General features: G+C 72.0%; 14 protein-coding genes. 5 read left to right on the forward strand and 9 right to left on the reverse strand.

Annotated elements, in window-relative coordinates; genetic code table 11:
• Positions 1 to 111: 111 nt before the first annotated feature.
• The 9 genes from mihF to pyrR all read right to left on the reverse strand — a co-directional run bounded on the left by mihF (position 112) and on the right by pyrR (position 11,494).
• Positions 112 to 435: an integration host factor, actinobacterial type gene (gene mihF / locus HTZ77_RS07660; protein ID WP_020541698.1), complete on the reverse strand. Its 324-nt coding sequence runs from the start codon at positions 433 to 435 to the stop codon at positions 112 to 114.
• A 1,061-nt stretch (positions 436 to 1,496) separates the two neighbouring features.
• The gene (pyrF, locus tag HTZ77_RS07665; protein WP_175588772.1) at positions 1,497 to 2,195 is read right to left on the reverse strand and encodes an orotidine-5'-phosphate decarboxylase; all 699 of its coding nucleotides are present in this window, start codon (positions 2,193 to 2,195) and stop codon (positions 1,497 to 1,499) included.
• Entirely contained in the window at positions 2,192 to 3,169 is a 978-nt protein-coding gene (locus HTZ77_RS07670; RefSeq protein WP_175588773.1) for a dihydroorotate dehydrogenase, read from the reverse strand. Before HTZ77_RS07670 ends, pyrF begins: the two co-directional genes overlap by 4 nt.
• A gap of 62 nt (positions 3,170 to 3,231) precedes the next feature.
• The gene (locus HTZ77_RS07675) at positions 3,232 to 4,098 is read right to left on the reverse strand and encodes a dihydroorotate dehydrogenase electron transfer subunit (protein WP_175589154.1); all 867 of its coding nucleotides are present in this window, start codon (positions 4,096 to 4,098) and stop codon (positions 3,232 to 3,234) included.
• Positions 4,099 to 4,135: 37 nt separating this feature from the next.
• Positions 4,136 to 7,426, reverse strand: coding sequence for a carbamoyl-phosphate synthase large subunit (gene carB, locus HTZ77_RS07680; RefSeq protein WP_175588774.1), 3,291 nt, complete (start codon positions 7,424 to 7,426; stop codon positions 4,136 to 4,138).
• Positions 7,413 to 8,519: a glutamine-hydrolyzing carbamoyl-phosphate synthase small subunit gene (gene carA, locus HTZ77_RS07685; RefSeq protein ID WP_175588775.1), complete on the reverse strand. Its 1,107-nt coding sequence runs from the start codon at positions 8,517 to 8,519 to the stop codon at positions 7,413 to 7,415. The genes carB and carA overlap by 14 nt, the downstream gene beginning before the upstream one ends.
• A gap of 229 nt (positions 8,520 to 8,748) precedes the next feature.
• Positions 8,749 to 10,035 carry a dihydroorotase gene (locus HTZ77_RS07690; RefSeq protein ID WP_175588776.1) on the reverse strand — a complete coding sequence of 429 codons (1,287 nt, stop codon included), beginning with the start codon at positions 10,033 to 10,035 and terminating at the stop codon, positions 8,749 to 8,751.
• Complete coding sequence (locus HTZ77_RS07695; protein WP_175588777.1) at positions 10,032 to 10,952, reverse strand: aspartate carbamoyltransferase catalytic subunit; 921 nt, start codon at positions 10,950 to 10,952, stop codon at positions 10,032 to 10,034. Before HTZ77_RS07695 ends, HTZ77_RS07690 begins: the two co-directional genes overlap by 4 nt.
• Positions 10,949 to 11,494 (reverse strand): bifunctional pyr operon transcriptional regulator/uracil phosphoribosyltransferase PyrR, encoded by a 546-nt coding sequence (pyrR, locus tag HTZ77_RS07700; protein ID WP_175588778.1) that lies wholly within the window; start codon positions 11,492 to 11,494, stop codon positions 10,949 to 10,951. The genes HTZ77_RS07695 and pyrR overlap by 4 nt, the downstream gene beginning before the upstream one ends.
• 137 nt (positions 11,495 to 11,631) lie before the next feature.
• On the opposite strand from pyrR, the gene HTZ77_RS07705 reads away from it, so the two are divergent.
• From HTZ77_RS07705 to bldD, 5 genes are all read left to right on the forward strand, one after another.
• Positions 11,632 to 12,876 (forward strand): arginine deiminase, encoded by a 1,245-nt coding sequence (locus HTZ77_RS07705; RefSeq protein ID WP_175588779.1) that lies wholly within the window; start codon positions 11,632 to 11,634, stop codon positions 12,874 to 12,876.
• 45 nt (positions 12,877 to 12,921) lie between these two features.
• Positions 12,922 to 13,857 carry a carbamate kinase gene (gene arcC, locus HTZ77_RS07710; protein ID WP_175588780.1) on the forward strand — a complete coding sequence of 312 codons (936 nt, stop codon included), beginning with the start codon at positions 12,922 to 12,924 and terminating at the stop codon, positions 13,855 to 13,857.
• Between the two features lie 17 nt (positions 13,858 to 13,874).
• On the forward strand, positions 13,875 to 15,296 hold the full coding sequence (locus HTZ77_RS07715) for an amino acid permease (protein ID WP_175588781.1): 1,422 nt from the start codon (positions 13,875 to 13,877) through the stop codon (positions 15,294 to 15,296).
• Positions 15,296 to 16,162, forward strand: coding sequence for a universal stress protein (locus HTZ77_RS07720; protein WP_175588782.1), 867 nt, complete (start codon positions 15,296 to 15,298; stop codon positions 16,160 to 16,162). The genes HTZ77_RS07715 and HTZ77_RS07720 overlap by 1 nt, the downstream gene beginning before the upstream one ends.
• A gap of 303 nt (positions 16,163 to 16,465) precedes the next feature.
• Positions 16,466 to 16,960, forward strand: coding sequence for a transcriptional regulator BldD (gene bldD, locus HTZ77_RS07725; RefSeq protein ID WP_026214021.1), 495 nt, complete (start codon positions 16,466 to 16,468; stop codon positions 16,958 to 16,960).
• Positions 16,961 to 17,743 lie beyond the last annotated feature (783 nt).

Consider the following 17,743-nt stretch of genomic DNA (forward strand, 5'->3'; position numbering starts at 1 on the left):
CGACCTTCGTCCCGGCGCGGACCGCCTCTCGGGCCCTTGCATCGCCGGACCAGGACCTCTCGGTCACCTTCCTACCCCCCGTCGAACCTGCGCTTTCGTGTGGAACAGAGACTAGCTCTCGTTGCCACCGAACTCGCGCTCGAGGGAAGCCCTCTGGTTCGCGCCGAGACCCCGCACGCGGCGGGACTCGGCGATGGCGAGCCGCTCCATGAGCTGCTTGGCGCGGACCTTGCCCACGCCGGGGAGCGATTCCAACAGAGCCGAGACCTTCATCTTGCCGATGACGTCGTCGGTCTGCCCATCCTTGAGCACCTCAGCCAGAGATACCGCGCCGTGCTTGAGCCGGTTCTTGACCTCGGCACGCTCTTTACGGGCCTTGGCAGCCTTCTCCAGGGCTGCGGCGCGCTGCTCAGGGGTCAGGGGAGGAAGAGCCACGCCGGGTCACCTCGAATTTCTTGTCGACGTACTCGGACGGCACTGGAAACTAGCTGGTCATCAGCCCCTAAGCAACGCCAAGTCCAGTTTCTCTCCTGACAAAGTCAACTTCGTCACTTTGTGTGGCCGTGACACTACGGTGTGCTGATGAAATCGCTTGCACTTCCGGCTTCTCCCGACGCTCGGGAGCTCCGGCGCGAAAAGGGACGATGATCGCATTATTGGCGATCTCGATGTCCGAAACCCCACGTCGGACGGCGTCCCAAACCCGGCGGAGTCGCGTTCCGGCGAGGCTTGTGGCAAGATTTGATCTTGTTCGTGGGGACGCTCCCCGGCCCAGGGGACGCCGGCTCCGCGCGGCCTCGTCACGCCTTCGCGCGGGATCTCGTGGCCGTGCGTTCGGGCGGCGTCCGGCAGGCCGTGCTTCGCGGCGCGGTCTGCCGCCGGCGGGGCGGCGGCCATCGGCTTCCCGGGAGCGGCCCGGCGTCCGGGCGGCGACGGGCGCGGGGCTCGCTCCGTGGGGCGCCCAGGGGTCCGCCGGACGCCCCACGGAGCGACGCCGGCCGGCGACCGCAGCCTCGGGCCCCACGGGCGCGCGCACGGGCCCACAGGACGCCGCGCGACCGTCAGGGCGGCAGTCCGGGACGGCGGACCGGGCGCGGCCGTCAGGACGAGGCTGGGGGGGCGGCAGGCTCGGCGCTGTCAGCGGGGGTGTGACGAGTCACACGGCATGGAGTCCCTGGGCCCCGCGGACAGGCACAGGCCCGTGGAGGCGCAGGCCCTTGCCAGGGCCAGGCCCATCAGAGGCACAGGCCCGCAGGACAGGCCAGGTCCCCAGGACACGCCAGGCCCGCAGGAGGCACAGGTCCTCAGGAACGGATACAAGCCGCAGGAGGCTCAGCCCCAGGAGCGGCACAGGCCCCGCCCCAAGGGCACGGGCCCCCGGGGCATGAGGTTCACGGGGCCGCGGCCCGGAGAGCGGCGCGCGTCCCCAGAGGGCGGGCCCGGAGAGCGGCACCCGGCCTGGATGCCCGGGGAGCCGCGAGGGAGCCCCTGAGGGCTCAGGAGGGCGTCGTGCGGCGCAGGGCGGCGGCGATCGTAGCGGCCGCGGCCCCCGGGTCCGGGGCGCCCGTGATGGGCCGCCCGATCACCAGCAGGTCCGCCCCGTCCGCCAGCGCCTGCTCCGGCGTCGCGACCCGGGCCTGGTCCTGCGCGTCGGCCCCCGCGGGACGCACCCCCGGCGTGATGAGGGTGATGCCCGGCCCCACCTCGGCCCGGACCGCCGCCACCTCGTTGGGGCTGCACACCAGCGCCGTGGCGCCCGCCTCGACCGACATGGCGGCCAGCCGCCGCACCGCGTCGTCCGCCGGTCCCGCCAGGCCGATGGCGGCCAGGTCGGCCTCGCCGAGCGAGGTGAGGACCGTCACGGAGGCGATCTGGGTGTGCGGGGCGGCCTCCACGGCCGCCCGGATCATCTTGGGGCCGCCCGCGGCGTGGACGGTCAGGATGGCCGGGCGCAGCCGGGAGACGGCCCTGGCGGCCCCGGCGACCGTGTTGGGGATGTCGTGCAGCTTCAGGTCGAGGAAGACGCGGACGCCGCTGGCTCCGCGTACGGAGGCGATGACGTCGGGCCCGTAGCGCAGGTACAGCTCCAGGCCGATTTTGACGGTGCTGACGTGCGGGGTCACCAGCCCGGCCCAGCGGGCGGCGGTCTCCAGGTCAGGGGCGTCGAGGGCGACGGCGATGGGTGCGGGCGTCACGGGGAGCTCTCCTCAGAGTCGACGAGCAGGTGCCGGGGGGCGCTCCCCGGCGGGCGGTGGGCCAGGCCGACGGCGTCGGCCAGCCGCTGGAAGCCGCGCGCCTGGAGCAGGTCCTCCAGCTCGCGCTCGATGCGCAGGCACGCGTACGGATCGTGGAACAGCGCCGTGCCCACCCCGACCGCGCAGGCGCCCGCCAGGATGAGCTGGAAGGCGTCGTCGCCGGTCATCACGCCGCCGACGCCGATCAGCGGCACGCCGGGCAGCGCGGCGTGCACCTGCCACACGCACCGTACGGCGAGCGGCAGGATGGCCGGACCCGACAGCCCGCCGGTCACGGCGGCCAGCGACGGCCGCAGCGCCACGGTGTCGATGGCCATGCCGAGCGGATTGTTGATCATGGACAGGGCGTCGGCCCCGGCGTCCACGCAGGCGCGGGCGACGGCCACGATGTCGGCCACGTCCGGGGCCAGCTTGGCCACCACCGGGACGTCGTAGCGCATGATGGAGCGCACGGAGGCGATCACCTCGGCCGCCGCGGCCCCCTCGCGGGCGAAGACCCGGCCGCGGTCCTCGATGTTGGGGCACGACAGGTTGACCTCCAGCGCGGTGACGCCGGGCGCGTCGGCCAGCCTGCGGGCCAGCTCGGAGTACTCCGCGACGGTGCCGCCGCCGACCGAGACGATGGTCCTGATGCCGCGCTGGGCCAGCCAGGGCAGCTCGCGTTCGAGGAAGGCGTCGATGCCGGGCCCCTGGAGGCCGACGGCGTTGAGCATGCCGGAGGCGGTCTCGGCCATGCGCGGCGTGGGACGGCCCGCGCGCGGCGCCATGGTGACGGACCGGGTGGTCAGCGCCCCGAGCCGGTGCAGGTCGAAGAACTGGGCCAGCTCGCGGCCCGAGGCGGCGCAGCCGGCGGCGGTGGTGACGGGGTTGGCGAGCTCCACGTGCGCGAGGAACGTGCGCATGTCGACGGGCATGTCACCTCACCCGCGCCCGCGCGGGGACAGGTTTCAGCACCCGCGCCCGCGCGGGACAGGCGTCAGCCGGCATGGCGGGCACCGCCCCCGGGCGCGCCCAAGGCGTCGAACGGGATCGTCCCGACGTCCTCGAACCGCACCCGCTCCCCCCGGAAGACCGGCCCGTCGGCGCAGGCGCGGACCATCCGGGTCACCCCGTCGTCGCCGATGACCGGCAGCACGCACGTCATGCACACGCCGATCCCGCAGGCCATCGACTCCTCCACCGCCACCTGCACCGGGATGTCGAACTCCATCGCCACGGCCGTGACCGCGCGCAGCGTGTCCATCGGGCCGCAGGCGTAGACGGCGTCGGCGCGGGTGTCGGCGATCACCGACGGCAGCGCGTCGGTGACCTTGCCGCGCAGCCCGAGCGAGCCGTCCTCGGTGGTGAGCGTGGTGGTGGCGGCCATGCGGCGGGCCCGCATGGCGCCGAAGACCCGGTCGGCGCTCGCGCCGCCGAGCAGGAAGTCGACCCGGCAGCCGCGCTCCATGAGGGCGTCGGCCACCGGGAACAGCACCGCCGCGCCGTACTCGTCGCCGACGAGCACGCAGTGGACGGGGTCGCGCGGCAGCGGGAACGGCCGGCCGAGCGGCCCGACCAGGTCGAGCGTGTCGCGGGCGCGCCGCTCGGCGAGCCAGGCCGTGCCGGGGCCGCGCACGGTGAAGACCAGCTCCACCGTGCCGCCGTAGTCGGGCTTGACGTCGTGGACGGTGAACGCCCGTCGGGTGATCATGGCCGTGCCCGGCCCGCCGACGGCGACGGACACGAAGTGGCCGGGCCGGTGACGCTCGGCGATGCCGGGCGCCACCACCGTCAGCGCATGGTAGGCGTCGACGCGGCGCGTCGTCAGCACCGTGCCCGTCACCTGCACCGGAGTGCCGGCCAGTCTCCTTCACCTCCTGTGGGCCGCCCAGGGCCCCCTGCTAGCCCCGCAGCGCCTGCGCGTGCTCCTGGAGGGACCGTACGCCCACATCGCCCCGCACGATGGCCTGGATGCCCGCGGCGGCCGCCGCGAGTCCTGAGACCGTGGTGATGCACGGGACGCCGCGCAGCACCGCCGCGGTGCGGATGTCGTACCCGTCGAGACGCGGGCCGGACTGTCCCGGGCTGCCGAACGGCGTGTTGACGATCAGGTCCACCTCGCCTTCGAGGATGCACTGCACGATCGTCGGTTCACCTCCGGGCCCGGGCCCCTCGCTGTGCTTGCGCACGATCTTGGCATGGACGCCGTTGCGGCGCAGCACCTCGGCCGTGCCCTCGGTGGCGAGGATCTCGAAGCCGAGGTCGGCCAGCGCCCGCACCGGGAAGATCATCGCACGCTTGTCGCGGTTGGCCACGGACACGAACGCGCGTCCCTTGGTGGGCAGCTCGCCGTACGCGGCGGCCTGCGACTTGGCGTAGGCGATGCCGAAGAACTCGTCGATGCCCATGACCTCGCCGGTGGAGCGCATCTCCGGCCCGAGCACGGTGTCGACGCCGCGGAAGCGGTTGAAGGGCAGCACCGCCTCCTTGACCGCGATGGCCGCGTCCAGGGGCAGCGTGCCGCCGTCGCCGTCGGCGGGCAGCATGCCCTCGGCGCGCAGCTCGGCCACCGTCGCGCCGAGCATGACCCGGGCCGCCGCCTTGGCCAGCGGCACCGCCGTGGCCTTGGAGACGAACGGCACGGTACGGCTGGCCCGCGGGTTGGCCTCCAGGACGTACAGGACGCCGGCCGACATCGCGTACTGGACGTTGAGCAGCCCGCGCACCCCGACGCCGCGGGCGATGCCCTCGGTGGCGGCGCGGATGCGCTTGATGTCGTGGCTGCCGAGCGTGATGGGCGGCAGGGCGCACGCCGAGTCGCCGGAGTGGATGCCGGCCTCCTCGATGTGCTCCATGACGCCGCCGAGGTAGAGCTCCTCGCCGTCGAAGAGCGCGTCGACGTCGATCTCGATGGCCTCGTCGAGGAACTTGTCGACCAGCACCGGGTGGCCGCCCTCCTGGGCCGCCATGTAGCGGCTCAGCGTCTCGTCGTCGTAGACGATGGCCATGCCGGCGCCGCCCAGCACGTACGAGGGCCGCACGAGCACGGGGTAGCCGATCTCGCCCGCCACGCTCAGCGCGCCGGCCACGGTGGTGGCGGTGCCGTGCTTGGGCGCGGGCAGGCCGGCCTCGGCCAGGACACGGCCGAACGCGCCCCGCTCCTCGGCCAGGTGGATCGACTCGGGCGAGGTGCCGACGACGGGCACGCCGGCGTCCTTGAGCGCCTGGGCCAGGCCCAGCGGCGTCTGCCCGCCGAGCTGCACGACGACGCCCGCGACCGGGCCCGTCTGCTGCTCGGCGTGGACCACCTCCAGGACGTCCTCCAGCGTGAGCGGCTCGAAGTAGAGCCGGTCGGAGGTGTCGTAGTCGGTGGAGACGGTCTCGGGGTTGCAGTTGACCATGACGGTCTCGAACCCGGCCCGCGACAGCTCGAACGAGGCGTGCACGCACGCGTAGTCGAACTCGATGCCCTGCCCGATGCGGTTGGGGCCGGAGCCGAGGATGATGACCTTCGGCCGCTCGCCGGCGGGGACCTCGTTCTCCTCGTCGTAGGTCGAGTAGAGGTACGGGGTCTTCGCGGCGAACTCGGCGGCGCAGGTGTCGACGGTGTTGTAGACCGGGCGGACGCCGAGGGCGTGGCGCAGGTCGCGCACCCGCGCCTCGCCGACGCCGCGGATCTCGCCGATCTGCGCGTCGCTGAAGCCGTGGCGCTTGGCCCGCTCCAGCACGCCGGCGGTCAGCTCGGTCGCGGCGGCCAGCTCGGCGGCCTCCTCGTCGAGCAGGAAGAGCTGGTCGACGAACCACGGGTCGACGCTGGTCGCCTCGTACAGCTCGGCGGCCGTGGCGCCGGCCCGGATGGCCTGCTGCATGGTGCGCAGCCGCCCGTCGTGCGGGGTGCGGCAGGCGGCCAGCAGCTCCTCCTTGGCGGGCAGCTCGCCGGGCGCCCAGGAGAACGACGAGCCGGACTTCTCCAGCGAGCGCAGCGCCTTCTGCAGCGCCTCGGGGAAGGAGCGGCCGATGGCCATCGCCTCGCCCACGGACTTCATGTGCGTGGTCAGGGTGCGGTCGGCGCCGCGGAACTTCTCGAAGGCGAAGCGCGGCACCTTGACCACGATGTAGTCGAGGGTCGGCTCGAAGGAGGCCGGCGTCTCGCGGGTGATGTCGTTGGGGATCTCGTCCAGGGTGTAGCCGATGGCCAGCTTGGCGGCGATCTTCGCGATGGGGAAGCCGGTCGCCTTGGAGGCCAGCGCGGACGAGCGCGACACGCGCGGGTTCATCTCGATGACGATCATGCGGCCGGTGCGCGGGTCCACCGCGAACTGGATGTTGCAGCCGCCGGTGTCGACGCCGACCTCGCGGATGACCGCGATGGCCACGTCACGCATGTTCTGGTACTCGCGGTCGGTCAGCGTCAGCGCGGGCGCGACGGTGACGCTGTCGCCGGTGTGGACGCCCATCGGGTCGATGTTCTCGATGGAGCACACGATGACGACGTTGTCGGCCCTGTCGCGCATGACCTCCAGCTCGTACTCCTTCCAGCCGAGGATGGACTCCTCCAGGAGCACCTCGGTGGTCGGGGACGCGTCGAGGCCCGCGCCGGCGATGCGCCGCAGGTCGGACTCGTCGTAGGCGAAGCCGGAGCCCACGCCGCCCATGGTGAACGACGGCCGCACCACCAGCGGGTAGCCCAGCTCGCCCGCGGCGGCCACGCACTCGTCCATGGAGTGGCAGATGAACGAGCGGGCCGACTCGGCGTTCAGGCCGTGCTCGCGGGCGACCTTGGCGACGATCTCCTTGAACCGCTCGCGGTTCTCGCCGGCCTGGATGGCGTCGAAGTCGGCGCCGATCAGCTCGACCTCGTAGCGCTCCAGCGCCCCCGACTCGTGCAGCGCGACCGCGGTGTTGAGCGCGGTCTGGCCGCCCAGCGTCGGCAGCAGCGCGTCGGGCCGCTCCTTGGCGATGATCTTCTCGACGTACTCGGGAGTGATCGGCTCGACGTACGTGGCGTCGGCGAACTCCGGGTCCGTCATGATCGTGGCGGGGTTGCTGTTGACCAGGATCACCCGGAACCCCTCGGCCCGCAGCACGCGGCAGGCCTGGGTGCCGGAGTAGTCGAACTCGCACGCCTGCCCGATGACGATCGGCCCGGAGCCGATCACCAGGACCGACCTGATGTCCTCACGCTTGGGCACGGTTCATGACCTCGCAGAACTCGTCGAACAGATAGGCGGCGTCGTGGGGGCCGGCGGCGGCCTCCGGGTGGTACTGGACGCTGAAGGCGCGGCCGTCGAGCAGCCGGAGGCCCTCCACGCAGCGGTCGTTGAGGTTGACGTGGCTGACCTCGGCGGCGCCGAACGGGGTGTCGAACGGCCCGTCGAGCGGCGCCTCGACCGCGAACCCGTGGTTGTGCGCGGAGATCTCGACCTTGCCCGTGCGCACGTCCTGGACGGGCTGGTTGACCCCGCGGTGGCCGTAGCGCAGCTTGTAGGTGGACAGGCCGAGGGCGCGCCCGAAGAGCTGGTTGCCGAAGCAGATGCCGAAGAACGGGGTGCCGCTCGCCAGCACCTCCCGCAGCGGCTCGACGTCGGCGGTGGCCGGGTCGCCGGGGCCGTTGGAGAAGAACACGCCGTCGGGCCGCAGGCCGAGGATCTGCTCGGCGGTGGCCGTCGCGGGCAGCACGTGCACCTCGCAGCCGCGTTCGGCCATGCGGTGCGGGGTCATGCCCTTGATGCCGAGGTCGACGGCCGCGACCGTGTAGCGCTTCTCGCCGATGGCGGGCACCACGTACGGCTCGGCGGTGGCCACCTCGGCGGCCAGGTCGGCGCCCTCCATGACCGGCGCCCGCCGTACGCGCTCGACCAGGGCCTCCACCGGCTCGGCCGGGGCGCTGAAGATGCCGGCGCGCATGGCGCCGCGCTCGCGCAGGTGGCGGGTCAGGGCGCGGGTGCCGGGGATGGCGATGCCGACGACGCCCTGCTCCTTGAGGTAGTCGTCGAGCGAGCGGTCGGCCCGCCAGTTGGAGACGACGCGGGACGGCTCGCGCACGACGTAGCCGGCCACCCACACGCGGCCCGACTCGGGGTCCTCGTCGTTGACGCCGGTGTTGCCGATGTGCGGGGCCGTCATCGCCACGATCTGCCGGTGGTAGGACGGGTCGGTCAGGGTCTCCTGGTAGCCGGTCATGCCGGTGTTGAAGACCATCTCGCCGAACGTCTCGCCCTCGGCGCCGTAGGGCGTGCCGCGGAAGGTGCGCCCGTCTTCGAGTACGAGTAGCGCTTCGGTCACCGGAACCTCACCAGGGAGCCGTGGTCTGCGGGGCTTGTGCGAATGGCCATGTTCTCTCGACACCGTTCACTGGAGTTCGGAGCGTCGGCGACAACCAAGCCGACGTGCTTGACGGCCCCAGGACATGGGGTTGCAGCGCGGGGAGCCCTCCAGCCTCTGGGCGGGGCCGTGAACCGCGAACCGCCCGGGGAGACCCGGGAAACCCGGTCCGGCCAGGACAGGGTGGATGTCAAGTGAGCTTCCCTTCGAGGACGGTGGGCCGGCCGCGCAGGAACGTCGCCACCACGCGGCCCGGCAGCGTCATGCCCTCGTAGGGCGTGTTCCTGCTCTTGGACGCGTAGCCGGACGGGTCGACCGGGGTGCGGACGGACGGGTCGTAGAGGGTGATGTTGGCCGGCGCGCCCGCTCCCAGGGCGAGGCCGTGGCCGGGCAGGCGGCCGATGCGCGCCGGAGCGGCCGACATGCGCTCGGCCACGCCGGCCCAGTCGAGCAGCCCGGTGTCGACCATGGCCTCCTGGACCACGCTGAGCGCCGTCTCCAGGCCGATCATGCCCATGGCCGCGGCCGACCACTCGGTCTCCTTGTCCTCGACCGGGTGGGGGGCGTGGTCGGTGGCGACGACGTCGATCGTGCCGTCGGCCAGCGCGGCGCGCAGCGCCTCGACGTCGGCGCGGGTGCGCAGCGGCGGGTTGACCTTGTAGATCGGGTTGTAGGCGCCCACCGGGGAGTGCTCGACGAGGTCGTCGGTGAGCAGCAGGTGGTGCGGGGTGACCTCGGCCGTGACGTTCCAGCCCTTGGACTTGGCCCAGCGGATGATCTCGACCGAGCCGGCGGTGGAGACGTGGCACACGTGCAGGCGGGAGCCGACGTGCGCGGCCAGCAGGCAGTCGCGGGCGATGATCGCCTCCTCGGCGACCGCGGGCCAGCCGGTCAGGCCGAGCCGGCCGGAGACGACGCCCTCGTTCATCTGGGCGCCCTCGGTCAGCCGCGGCTCCTGGGCGTGCTGGGCGACGACGCCGTCGAACGCCTTGACGTACTCCAGGGCGCGCCGCATGAGCACCGCGTCGCTGACGCACTTGCCGTCGTCGGAGAAGACGCGGACCCGGGCCGCGGAGTCGGCCATCGCGCCGAGCTCGGCCAGCCGGCCGCCCTCCAGGCCGACGGTGACCGCGCCGACCGGCTGCACGTCGCAGTGACCGTGCTCGCGGCCGAGCCGCCACACCTGCTCGACCACGCCGGCGGTGTCGGCGACCGGCGAGGTGTTGGCCATGGCGTGCACGGCGGTGTAGCCGCCGCGGGCGGCGGACTGGGTGCCGGTCAGGACGGTCTCGGCGTCCTCGCGGCCGGGCTCGCGCAGGTGGGTGTGCAGGTCGACGAGGCCGGGCAGGGCGATCGCGCCCCGGCCGTCGACGACCTCGCCGCCGCTCAGGCCGGGCCCGATCTCGGCGATGAGGCCGTCCTCGACACGGATGTCCACGGGTTCCCCGCCGAGAACCCGCACATTCTTGATGATCATGCTACGGTCTCTCCCCCGAGCAGCAGGTACAGGACGGCCATGCGGATGGTCACCCCGTTGGCGACCTGCTCGACGATGGTCGAGCGCGGGGAGTCGGCCACCTCGGCGGCGATCTCCATGCCCCGGTTCATCGGGCCGGGGTGCATCACGATCGCCTCGTCGGGCATCTTGGCGAACCGGTCGCGGTCGAGGCCGTAGCGGCGGGAGTACTCGCGCTCGCTGGGGAAGTACGCGGCGTTCATCCGCTCCTTCTGCACCCGCAGCATCATCACCGCGTCGGACTTCGGCAGCACCGCGTCGAGGTCGTAGGAGACCTCGCAGGGCCAGCTGCCGACCGAGACCGGCAGCAGCGTGGGCGGCGCCACCAGGGTGACGTCGGCGCCGAGGGTGGCCAGCAGCAGCACGTTGGAGCGGGCGACCCGGCTGTGCAGCACGTCGCCCACGATCGTGATGCGGCGCCCGTCGAGGCCGCCGAGCCGGCGGCGCATCGAGAACGCGTCGAGCAGCGCCTGCGTGGGGTGCTCGTGGGTGCCGTCGCCGGCGTTGACGACGCTGCCGCGCACCCAGGTGGCCAGCCGGTGCGGCGCGCCGGAGGAGCCGTGCCGGATGACGACCGCGTCGGCGCCCATGGCCTCCAGGGTGAGCGCGGTGTCCTTGAGCGACTCGCCCTTGGAGACGCTCGACCCCTTGGCCGAGAAGTTGATCACGTCGGCCGACAGGCGCTTGGCCGCTGCCTCGAACGAGATGCGGGTGCGGGTGGAGTCCTCGAAGAACAGGTTGACCACGGTGCGTCCGCGCAGCGTGGGCAGCTTCTTGATGGAACGTTCCGAGACCCTCGCCAGCTCCTCGGCGGTGTCGAGGATGAGCAGCGCGTCGTCCTTGGACAGGTCGCCGGCGGAGATGAGGTGGCGGTTCACTTGGCGCCCTCCTTGATCAGCAGGACGGCCTCGCGCCCGTCGGTCTCCTCCAGGTAGACCTTGACCTTCTCGCTCTTCGCGGTCGGCAGGTTCTTGCCGACGTAGTCGGCGCGGATCGGCAGCTCCCGGTGGCCCCGGTCGACGAGCGTGGCGAGCTGCACGGAGGTCGGCCGGCCGAGGTCGTTGAGCGCGTCGAGCGCGGCGCGCACGGTGCGGCCGGAGTAGAGGACGTCGTCGACCAGCACGACGGTCTTGCCGTCGATGCCGTCGGGCGGCAGCTCGGTGCGGCCCAGCGGCCGGGCGGGCTTGAGCCGCAGGTCGTCGCGGTACATCGTGATGTCGATCGAGCCGACGGGGATCTTGACCCCTTCGAACTGCTCGATGCGGTCGCCGAGCCGGCGCGCCAGCGTGGCGCCGCGGGTCGGGATGCCGAGGAGGACGACTTCGCCGGCGCCCTTCGTGCGCTCGAGGATCTCGTGCGCGATACGGGTCAGCGCCCGATGGATGTCCGGGCCCTCAAGGACGGCCCTGGATTCGGACATGGGGAATTCACCACCTTTCCCGCCTCACGGGACGGGTCTTAAAGGGTGTTGGCCGCACTCACATTACCAGGCGTCACCAGCCACAACAGGGAGGGCCCGTCCGCGTGACACCGCGTTCCTCGGGGAAGAGACAGACAATGACGTTCCATGTCGATTCGGAGGTGGGCCGGCTCCGGCAGGTGTTGCTGCACAAGCCCGACCTGGCGCTCAAGCGGCTGACGCCCACCAACAAGGACGATTTCCTGTTCGACGACGTCCTGTGGGTGCAGCGGGCGATGGAGGAGCACGAGGAGTTCCAGGACGCGCTGCGCCGTCGCGGCGTCGAGGTGCACATCCTGGCCGACCTGCTGCGCGAGACGGTCGAGATCCCCGAGGCGCGCAAGCACATCCTGGACGCGATCGTGGACGAGCGCTTCATGGGCCCCCTGGCGGTGGACGACGTGCGCAACACGCTCGACGCGATGGACTCGGCCACGCTGCAGACGTACCTGACGGGCGGGATCACCAAGAGAGAGCTCGCGGCGATGGGCTGCGACCCCAAGTCGGTCGCCTACCACTCGCTGCCGGAGGACGGCTTCGTGCTGCCTCCGCTGCCCAACCACCTGTTCACGCGCGACACCTCGTGCTGGGTGTACGACGGGGTCTCGATCAACGCGATGCGCAAGAAGGCCCGCATGCGCGAGACCGTGAACATGGAGGCGGTCTACCAGTTCCATCCCACGTTCGCCGACGGCTTCGGCACGCCGCAGAAGGGCGGCTTCCACGTCTGGCTGCCCGGGCACGCGGTCGCGCCGGCCACGCTGGAGGGCGGCGACGTGCTCGTCATCGGCCGCGGCGCCGTGCTCGTCGGCATGAGCGAGCGCACCCGCCCGCAGGCCGTCGAGATGTTCGCCCAGCGGCTGTTCCAGGCCGGCTCGGTGACGAAGATCGTCGCGCTGAACATGCCGAAGGCGCGCGCCTTCATGCACCTCGACACGGTCATGACCATGGTGGACGTGGGCGTGTTCACCAAATACGCCGGGCTCGGCATGCTGCCGTCGTACACGATCGAGCCGGGCGACACCGAGAAGGAGCTGAAGGTCACCGACCACCCGCCGGAGGACATGCACCGGGCCATCGGCCGCGCGCTCGGCCTCGACGACATCAAGGTGCTCACGCCGACCCAGGACGTGTACGCCGCCGAGCGGGAGCAGTGGGACGACGGCTGCAACGCGCTGGCCGTCGAGCCCGGCGTGGTCGTCGCCTACGAGCGCAACACCACGACCAACAACTTCCTGCGCGACAACGGCGTCGAGGTCATCACCATCCGGGGCAGCGAGCTGGGCCGGGGCCGCGGCGGGCCGCGCTGCATGAGCTGCCCGCTCGAACGCGACGGGATCTGACGGGGACTCCGAGCGGGGATCCGAGCGGGGAGAGGGAGGGACGGGATGCGGGTCATCGTGGCGCTGGGCGGCAACGCGGTGCTGCAACGGCAGCAGAAGCCGGACGCGCACACGCAGGTCGCCAACGTGGCCGCCGCCGTGCGGACGCTGGCCGGCCTGGCCGACCGGCACGAGCTGGTCATCACGCACGGGAACGGCCCGCAGGTCGGGCTGCTCGCCCTGGAGAGCGCCACCGACCACCACCTGACCCGGCCGTACCCGTTCGACGCGCTGGGCGCGCAGACCCAGGGCATGATCGGCTACTGGATGCTCCAGGCCCTGCAGAACGCGCTGCCCGGCCGCCAGGTCCTCGCCATGGTCACGCAGACGCTCGTCTCGGCCGTCGACCCGGCCTTCGACGACCCCGGCAAGTTCGTCGGCCCGGTCTACGACCGCGACGAGGCCGCGAAACTGGCCGAGGAGTACGGCTGGACCGTCAAGCAGGACGGCGACTACTGGCGGCGGGTCGTCCCCTCCCCCGCGCCGCAGCGGGTCGTGGAGACCCGGCTCATCCGCCGGATGCTGGGCGAGCGGGTCATCGTGATCTGCGCCGGGGGCGGCGGCGTGCCGGTCATCCGCGACGAGCACGGCCGGCTGTCCGGCGTCGAGGCCGTCATCGACAAGGACGCGACCGCCTCGATGCTGGCCGAGGCCCTCGAATGCGACGCGCTGCTCATCCTGACCGACGTGCCGCGCGTGATGCGCGGCTTCGGCACCCCCGCGCAGCGCGAGATCGGCCACACCACCCCGCACGAGCTGCGCGCCCTCGACTTCCCGGCCGGCTCGATGGGGCCGAAGGTCGAGGGGGCGTGCAGGTTCGTCGAGACGACCGGCGACATGGCCGCCATCGGCCGGCTCGACCAGGCGGAGCAGATCCTGGAGGGCTCCGCGGGCACCATCGTCACGCCCAACGCCCGCTGGCCGCTGACGAGCACGCTCTAGGTCCGTAGGAGGTTCCGGTGACTCTGGCCCAACGGCTCTTCCGCACCAAGCCGACCGCGCAGATCGTCGCGGAGGGCGGCCGGGGCGAGGGCGGCGAGCTGCGCCGCACCATGTCCCTGTGGCAGCTCACGCTCTTCAGCGTCGGCGCGACGCTCGGCACGGGCATCTTCGTCATCCTCGGCCAGGCCGTGCCCAAGGCCGGTCCCGCGGTGGTGCTGTCGTTCGTGCTGGCCGCCATCACGGCCCTGTTCTCCGCGCTGTCGTACGCCGAGCTGGCCGGGACCATCCCGGTGTCCGGCTCGTCGTACTCGTACGCGTACGCCACGCTGGGCGAGCTGATCGCCTGGGTGTGCGGCTGGTGCCTCATGCTGGAGTACGCCGTCTCGGTGGCGGCCGTGGCCGTCGGCTGGGGCCAGTACCTCAACTCGTTCCTGCACAGCCTGTTCGGGTGGACGCTGCCCACCGCGATCATCGCCTCCCCCGGGCAGGACGGCGGCGTGATCAACCTGGCCGCCATCCTCATCGTCGTGCTGGCCACCTGGGTGCTGCTGTACGGGGCCTCCGAGAGCGCCACGGCCAACGCCGTCTTCGTGCTCATCAAGATCGTCGTACTGGTGTTCTTCTGCGTGGTGGCGTTCTCGGCGTTCCAGGCGAAGAACTTCACCCCGTTCGCCCCGCTCGGCGTCGCCGGCATCACGGCCGCCGCCTCGCAGGTGTTCTTCTCCTACATCGGCTTCGACGCCGCCTCCACCGCCGGGGAGGAGGCCAGGAACCCCAAGCGGGACCTGCCGCTGGCCATCATCCTGTCGCTGGCCATCGTGACGGTCCTGTACGTGCTCGTCGCGGCCGCGGCGGTGGGCGCCATGCCGTGGACGCAGTTCGACCCGGAGAGCACCGAGGCGAGCCTGGCGCAGATCGCCGACCTCGCGACCGGCTCCACCTGGGCGGGGCTCATCGTGTCCTTCGGCGCGGTCATCGCCATCGCCAGCGTCGTGCTGACCGTCATCTACGGCCAGACCCGCATCCTGTTCGCGATGTCCCGCGACGGGCTCATCCCCCGGGTGTTCCAGAAGGTCAACCCGCGCCACCAGGTGCCGGTCGCCAACACGCTCATCGTCGCGGGGTTCATCTCGGTGCTGGCCGGCTTCGTGCCGCTCGGCCAGCTCGCCGAGGCCACCAGCATCGGGACGCTGTTCGCGTTCCTCATCGTGAACATCGGCGTCCTCGTCCTGCGCTACCGCAGCCCCGAGCTGCCCCGCAGCTTCCGCACGCCGCTCTTCCCGCTCACCCCGGTGCTGGGCGCGATCTTCTGCGCCCTGGTGATGGCCGGGCTCGCGGGCGTCACCTGGCTGGCCTTCGGCCTGTGGATGCTGGTGGGCCTGGCCGGGTACTTCCTGTACGGCTTCCGCAAGTCGCGCCTGAACGCGGAGGTGGTCTGATGCGGTTCGACGACATCCTGGCCGGAGCCATCCCCGAGCCGAGGGGCCGCGACGGGCTCGTGCTGGCGGCGCTGCTCGCCAAGCAGTCGGGCGGGCGGCTCACGGTGGCCGCCATCCAGCCGCCGGGCTGGAGCACGCCCGGTCCGGCGCGCGCGGAGGAGGCCGCCTGGCGCGCCTACCTCAAGGAGCAGGCCGAGACCACGCTCATCCAGGCCCGGCAGGTCGCCGGCGACGACGCCGAGTACGTCGTCCACGCCCACAAGGGCAGCGGGCGCGGCCTGGTGGAGCTCGCGCGCCGGCGCTCGGCGGACGTCGTCGTGATCGGCTCGGCGCCGGGCGGCGCCAAGGGCCGCATCGCGATCGGCAGCACCGCCGACCAGCTCCTGCACTCCTCGCCGGTGCCGGTGCTGCTGGCCCCGCGCGGCTACGCCGAGGACCCGCCGGGCGTCTTCGAGCGCATCACGGTCGCCTACCGGCGCAGCCCGTGCTCCGACGCGGCGGTCGCCTCGGCCGCCAAGGCGGCGGCCGCGCTGGAGGTCCCGCTGCGCCTGGTCACGATGGTCCTCAGCAGTGGCAAGAGGGTCGAGATCGAGGAGCGGATGCTGGAGCGGCTGCGCGACCAGACCGCGGCCGACCTCAAGGTGGCGGCGCGGGGGCACCGGCGGCGGCTCGACGTGGAGGTGGAGGTGCTGGAGGGGCGGAACGTGGCCCAGGCGCTCGTCACGACGTCGTGGCGGCCGGGGGAAATCCTCGTGTGCGCGTCCAGCACGGGCGGGCCGCTGCGCCGCGTCTTCCTCGGCGACACTTCCGTCAAGATCGTCAAGGCTGCCACGTGCCCTGTGATGATCCTCACTCGACAACCGTGAAACGGAAAACACGTACTCGACAAACGGTGACGAAGTACCGTTATTGCCGGGACAAGTGGGACTAATGTGGCGTACCCTCCCGGATCGGATTCGGCATCTTTTTTCCAATCAGCTTGACCTTGGGCGTCCTCCCCTTTACCGTCACTGTGCGTAACCACACCCGGCGGGGTTTTTGGGGTAAACCCAGGGCCTTGGCTACCGATGGTGCCGAGTTCGGCACCAGACCCCCGGTGGCTTCGGCGTTCACCGCGGGGGAGCACAATCTACTGATAGCGATACATACGAGAGCCGGGGGGCCACACGATGCCGTCTGAGTACGCAAAGTCGCTGGGTGCACGACTGCGCGCCATCCGCACCCAGCAGGGCCTGTCCCTGCACGGGGTCGAGGAGAAGTCGCGCGGCAGGTGGAAAGCCGTGGTCGTGGGGTCGTACGAGCGCGGCGACCGCGCCGTCACGGTGCAGAAGCTTGCCGAGCTTGCCGACTTCTACGGGGTGCCCGTCTCCGAGCTCCTGCCGGGTGGCGCCGCGCCCAGCCCGCTCGGGCCGACGCCGAAGCTTGTGATCGACCTGGAGCGGCTTGCCACGCTGCCGAAGGAGAAGGCCGGGGCGCTCGCCCGCTACGCCGCCACCATCCAGAGCCAGCGTGGCGACTACAACGGCAAGGTGCTGTCGATCCGCCAGGAGGACCTGCGCTCCCTGGCCGTGATCTATGACAAGTCGCCCAGCGAGCTGACGGAGGAGCTCATCAGCTGGGGTGTCCTGGACGCGGAGGCCCGCAGGGCGGTCGAGTCGTTCTGACCCCCCGCCCGGACCGGGGCCCTGCCCCACCGGCTCCCGTCCCGGCCCTTTCGCCGGGGGCGAGATGGTTTTCCCACCCTGAGGGGCGCGCACCGCACTGCGCGCCCCTCAGGCGTGTCCGGGGCCCGTCGTACGCGGGCGGTCGAGGTGGCCGTATCGCCCGCGCCTCCTGAGGGCCCAGGACGTCCTTCGAGAGGGGCACGCGCCCAACCCGGCCGGGGGGCCGCGCCCTGACGCAACACCGGGCCGCCGTGGGTGCTCGCACGGCGCGGGTGCGTCCTGGCGCGACGCAGGCGCAGATGCTCGCGTGGCGCGGCGCGGGTCCTCGCACGGCGCGGGCACAGGCGCTCGCACGGCGCGGGCGGCGTCAGGAGGGGCCAGAAGGCACCGCTGGGGCGATGTCGCGAGGGCGACTCGGAGCGGCGCCACATCGCAGCCGCACCGGGACAGAGCAAGCCTCTGGGGCGGCTCCGGAAACGCGCCGCACCAGAACGGCGCAAGGCGCCGGCGCGACTCGAAACCGCGCGGCGCAAGGACAGAACAAGCCTGACACGACTCAAAACCATGCCCCTGCCCGGACAGGGAAGGACCTGGCGCGACTCGAAACCGCATGGCGAAGGACAGGACGAGGCTTTGGGACTCGCCACCACGTCGCGCACAGGGCGTGGCTCCGGGTCGATTCGACACCGCGTCGCTCATGAACACGGCGAATGCCTGACGTGACGGGAAATCGCGTCACACCCGAGCAGGGCCGAGGCCCTGACGTGGCTCTGAAGCGCCGTC

It is taken from the genome of Nonomuraea montanisoli (assembly GCF_013363975.1).
GTDB classification, from domain to species: Bacteria; Actinomycetota; Actinomycetes; order Streptosporangiales; family Streptosporangiaceae; genus Nonomuraea; species Nonomuraea montanisoli.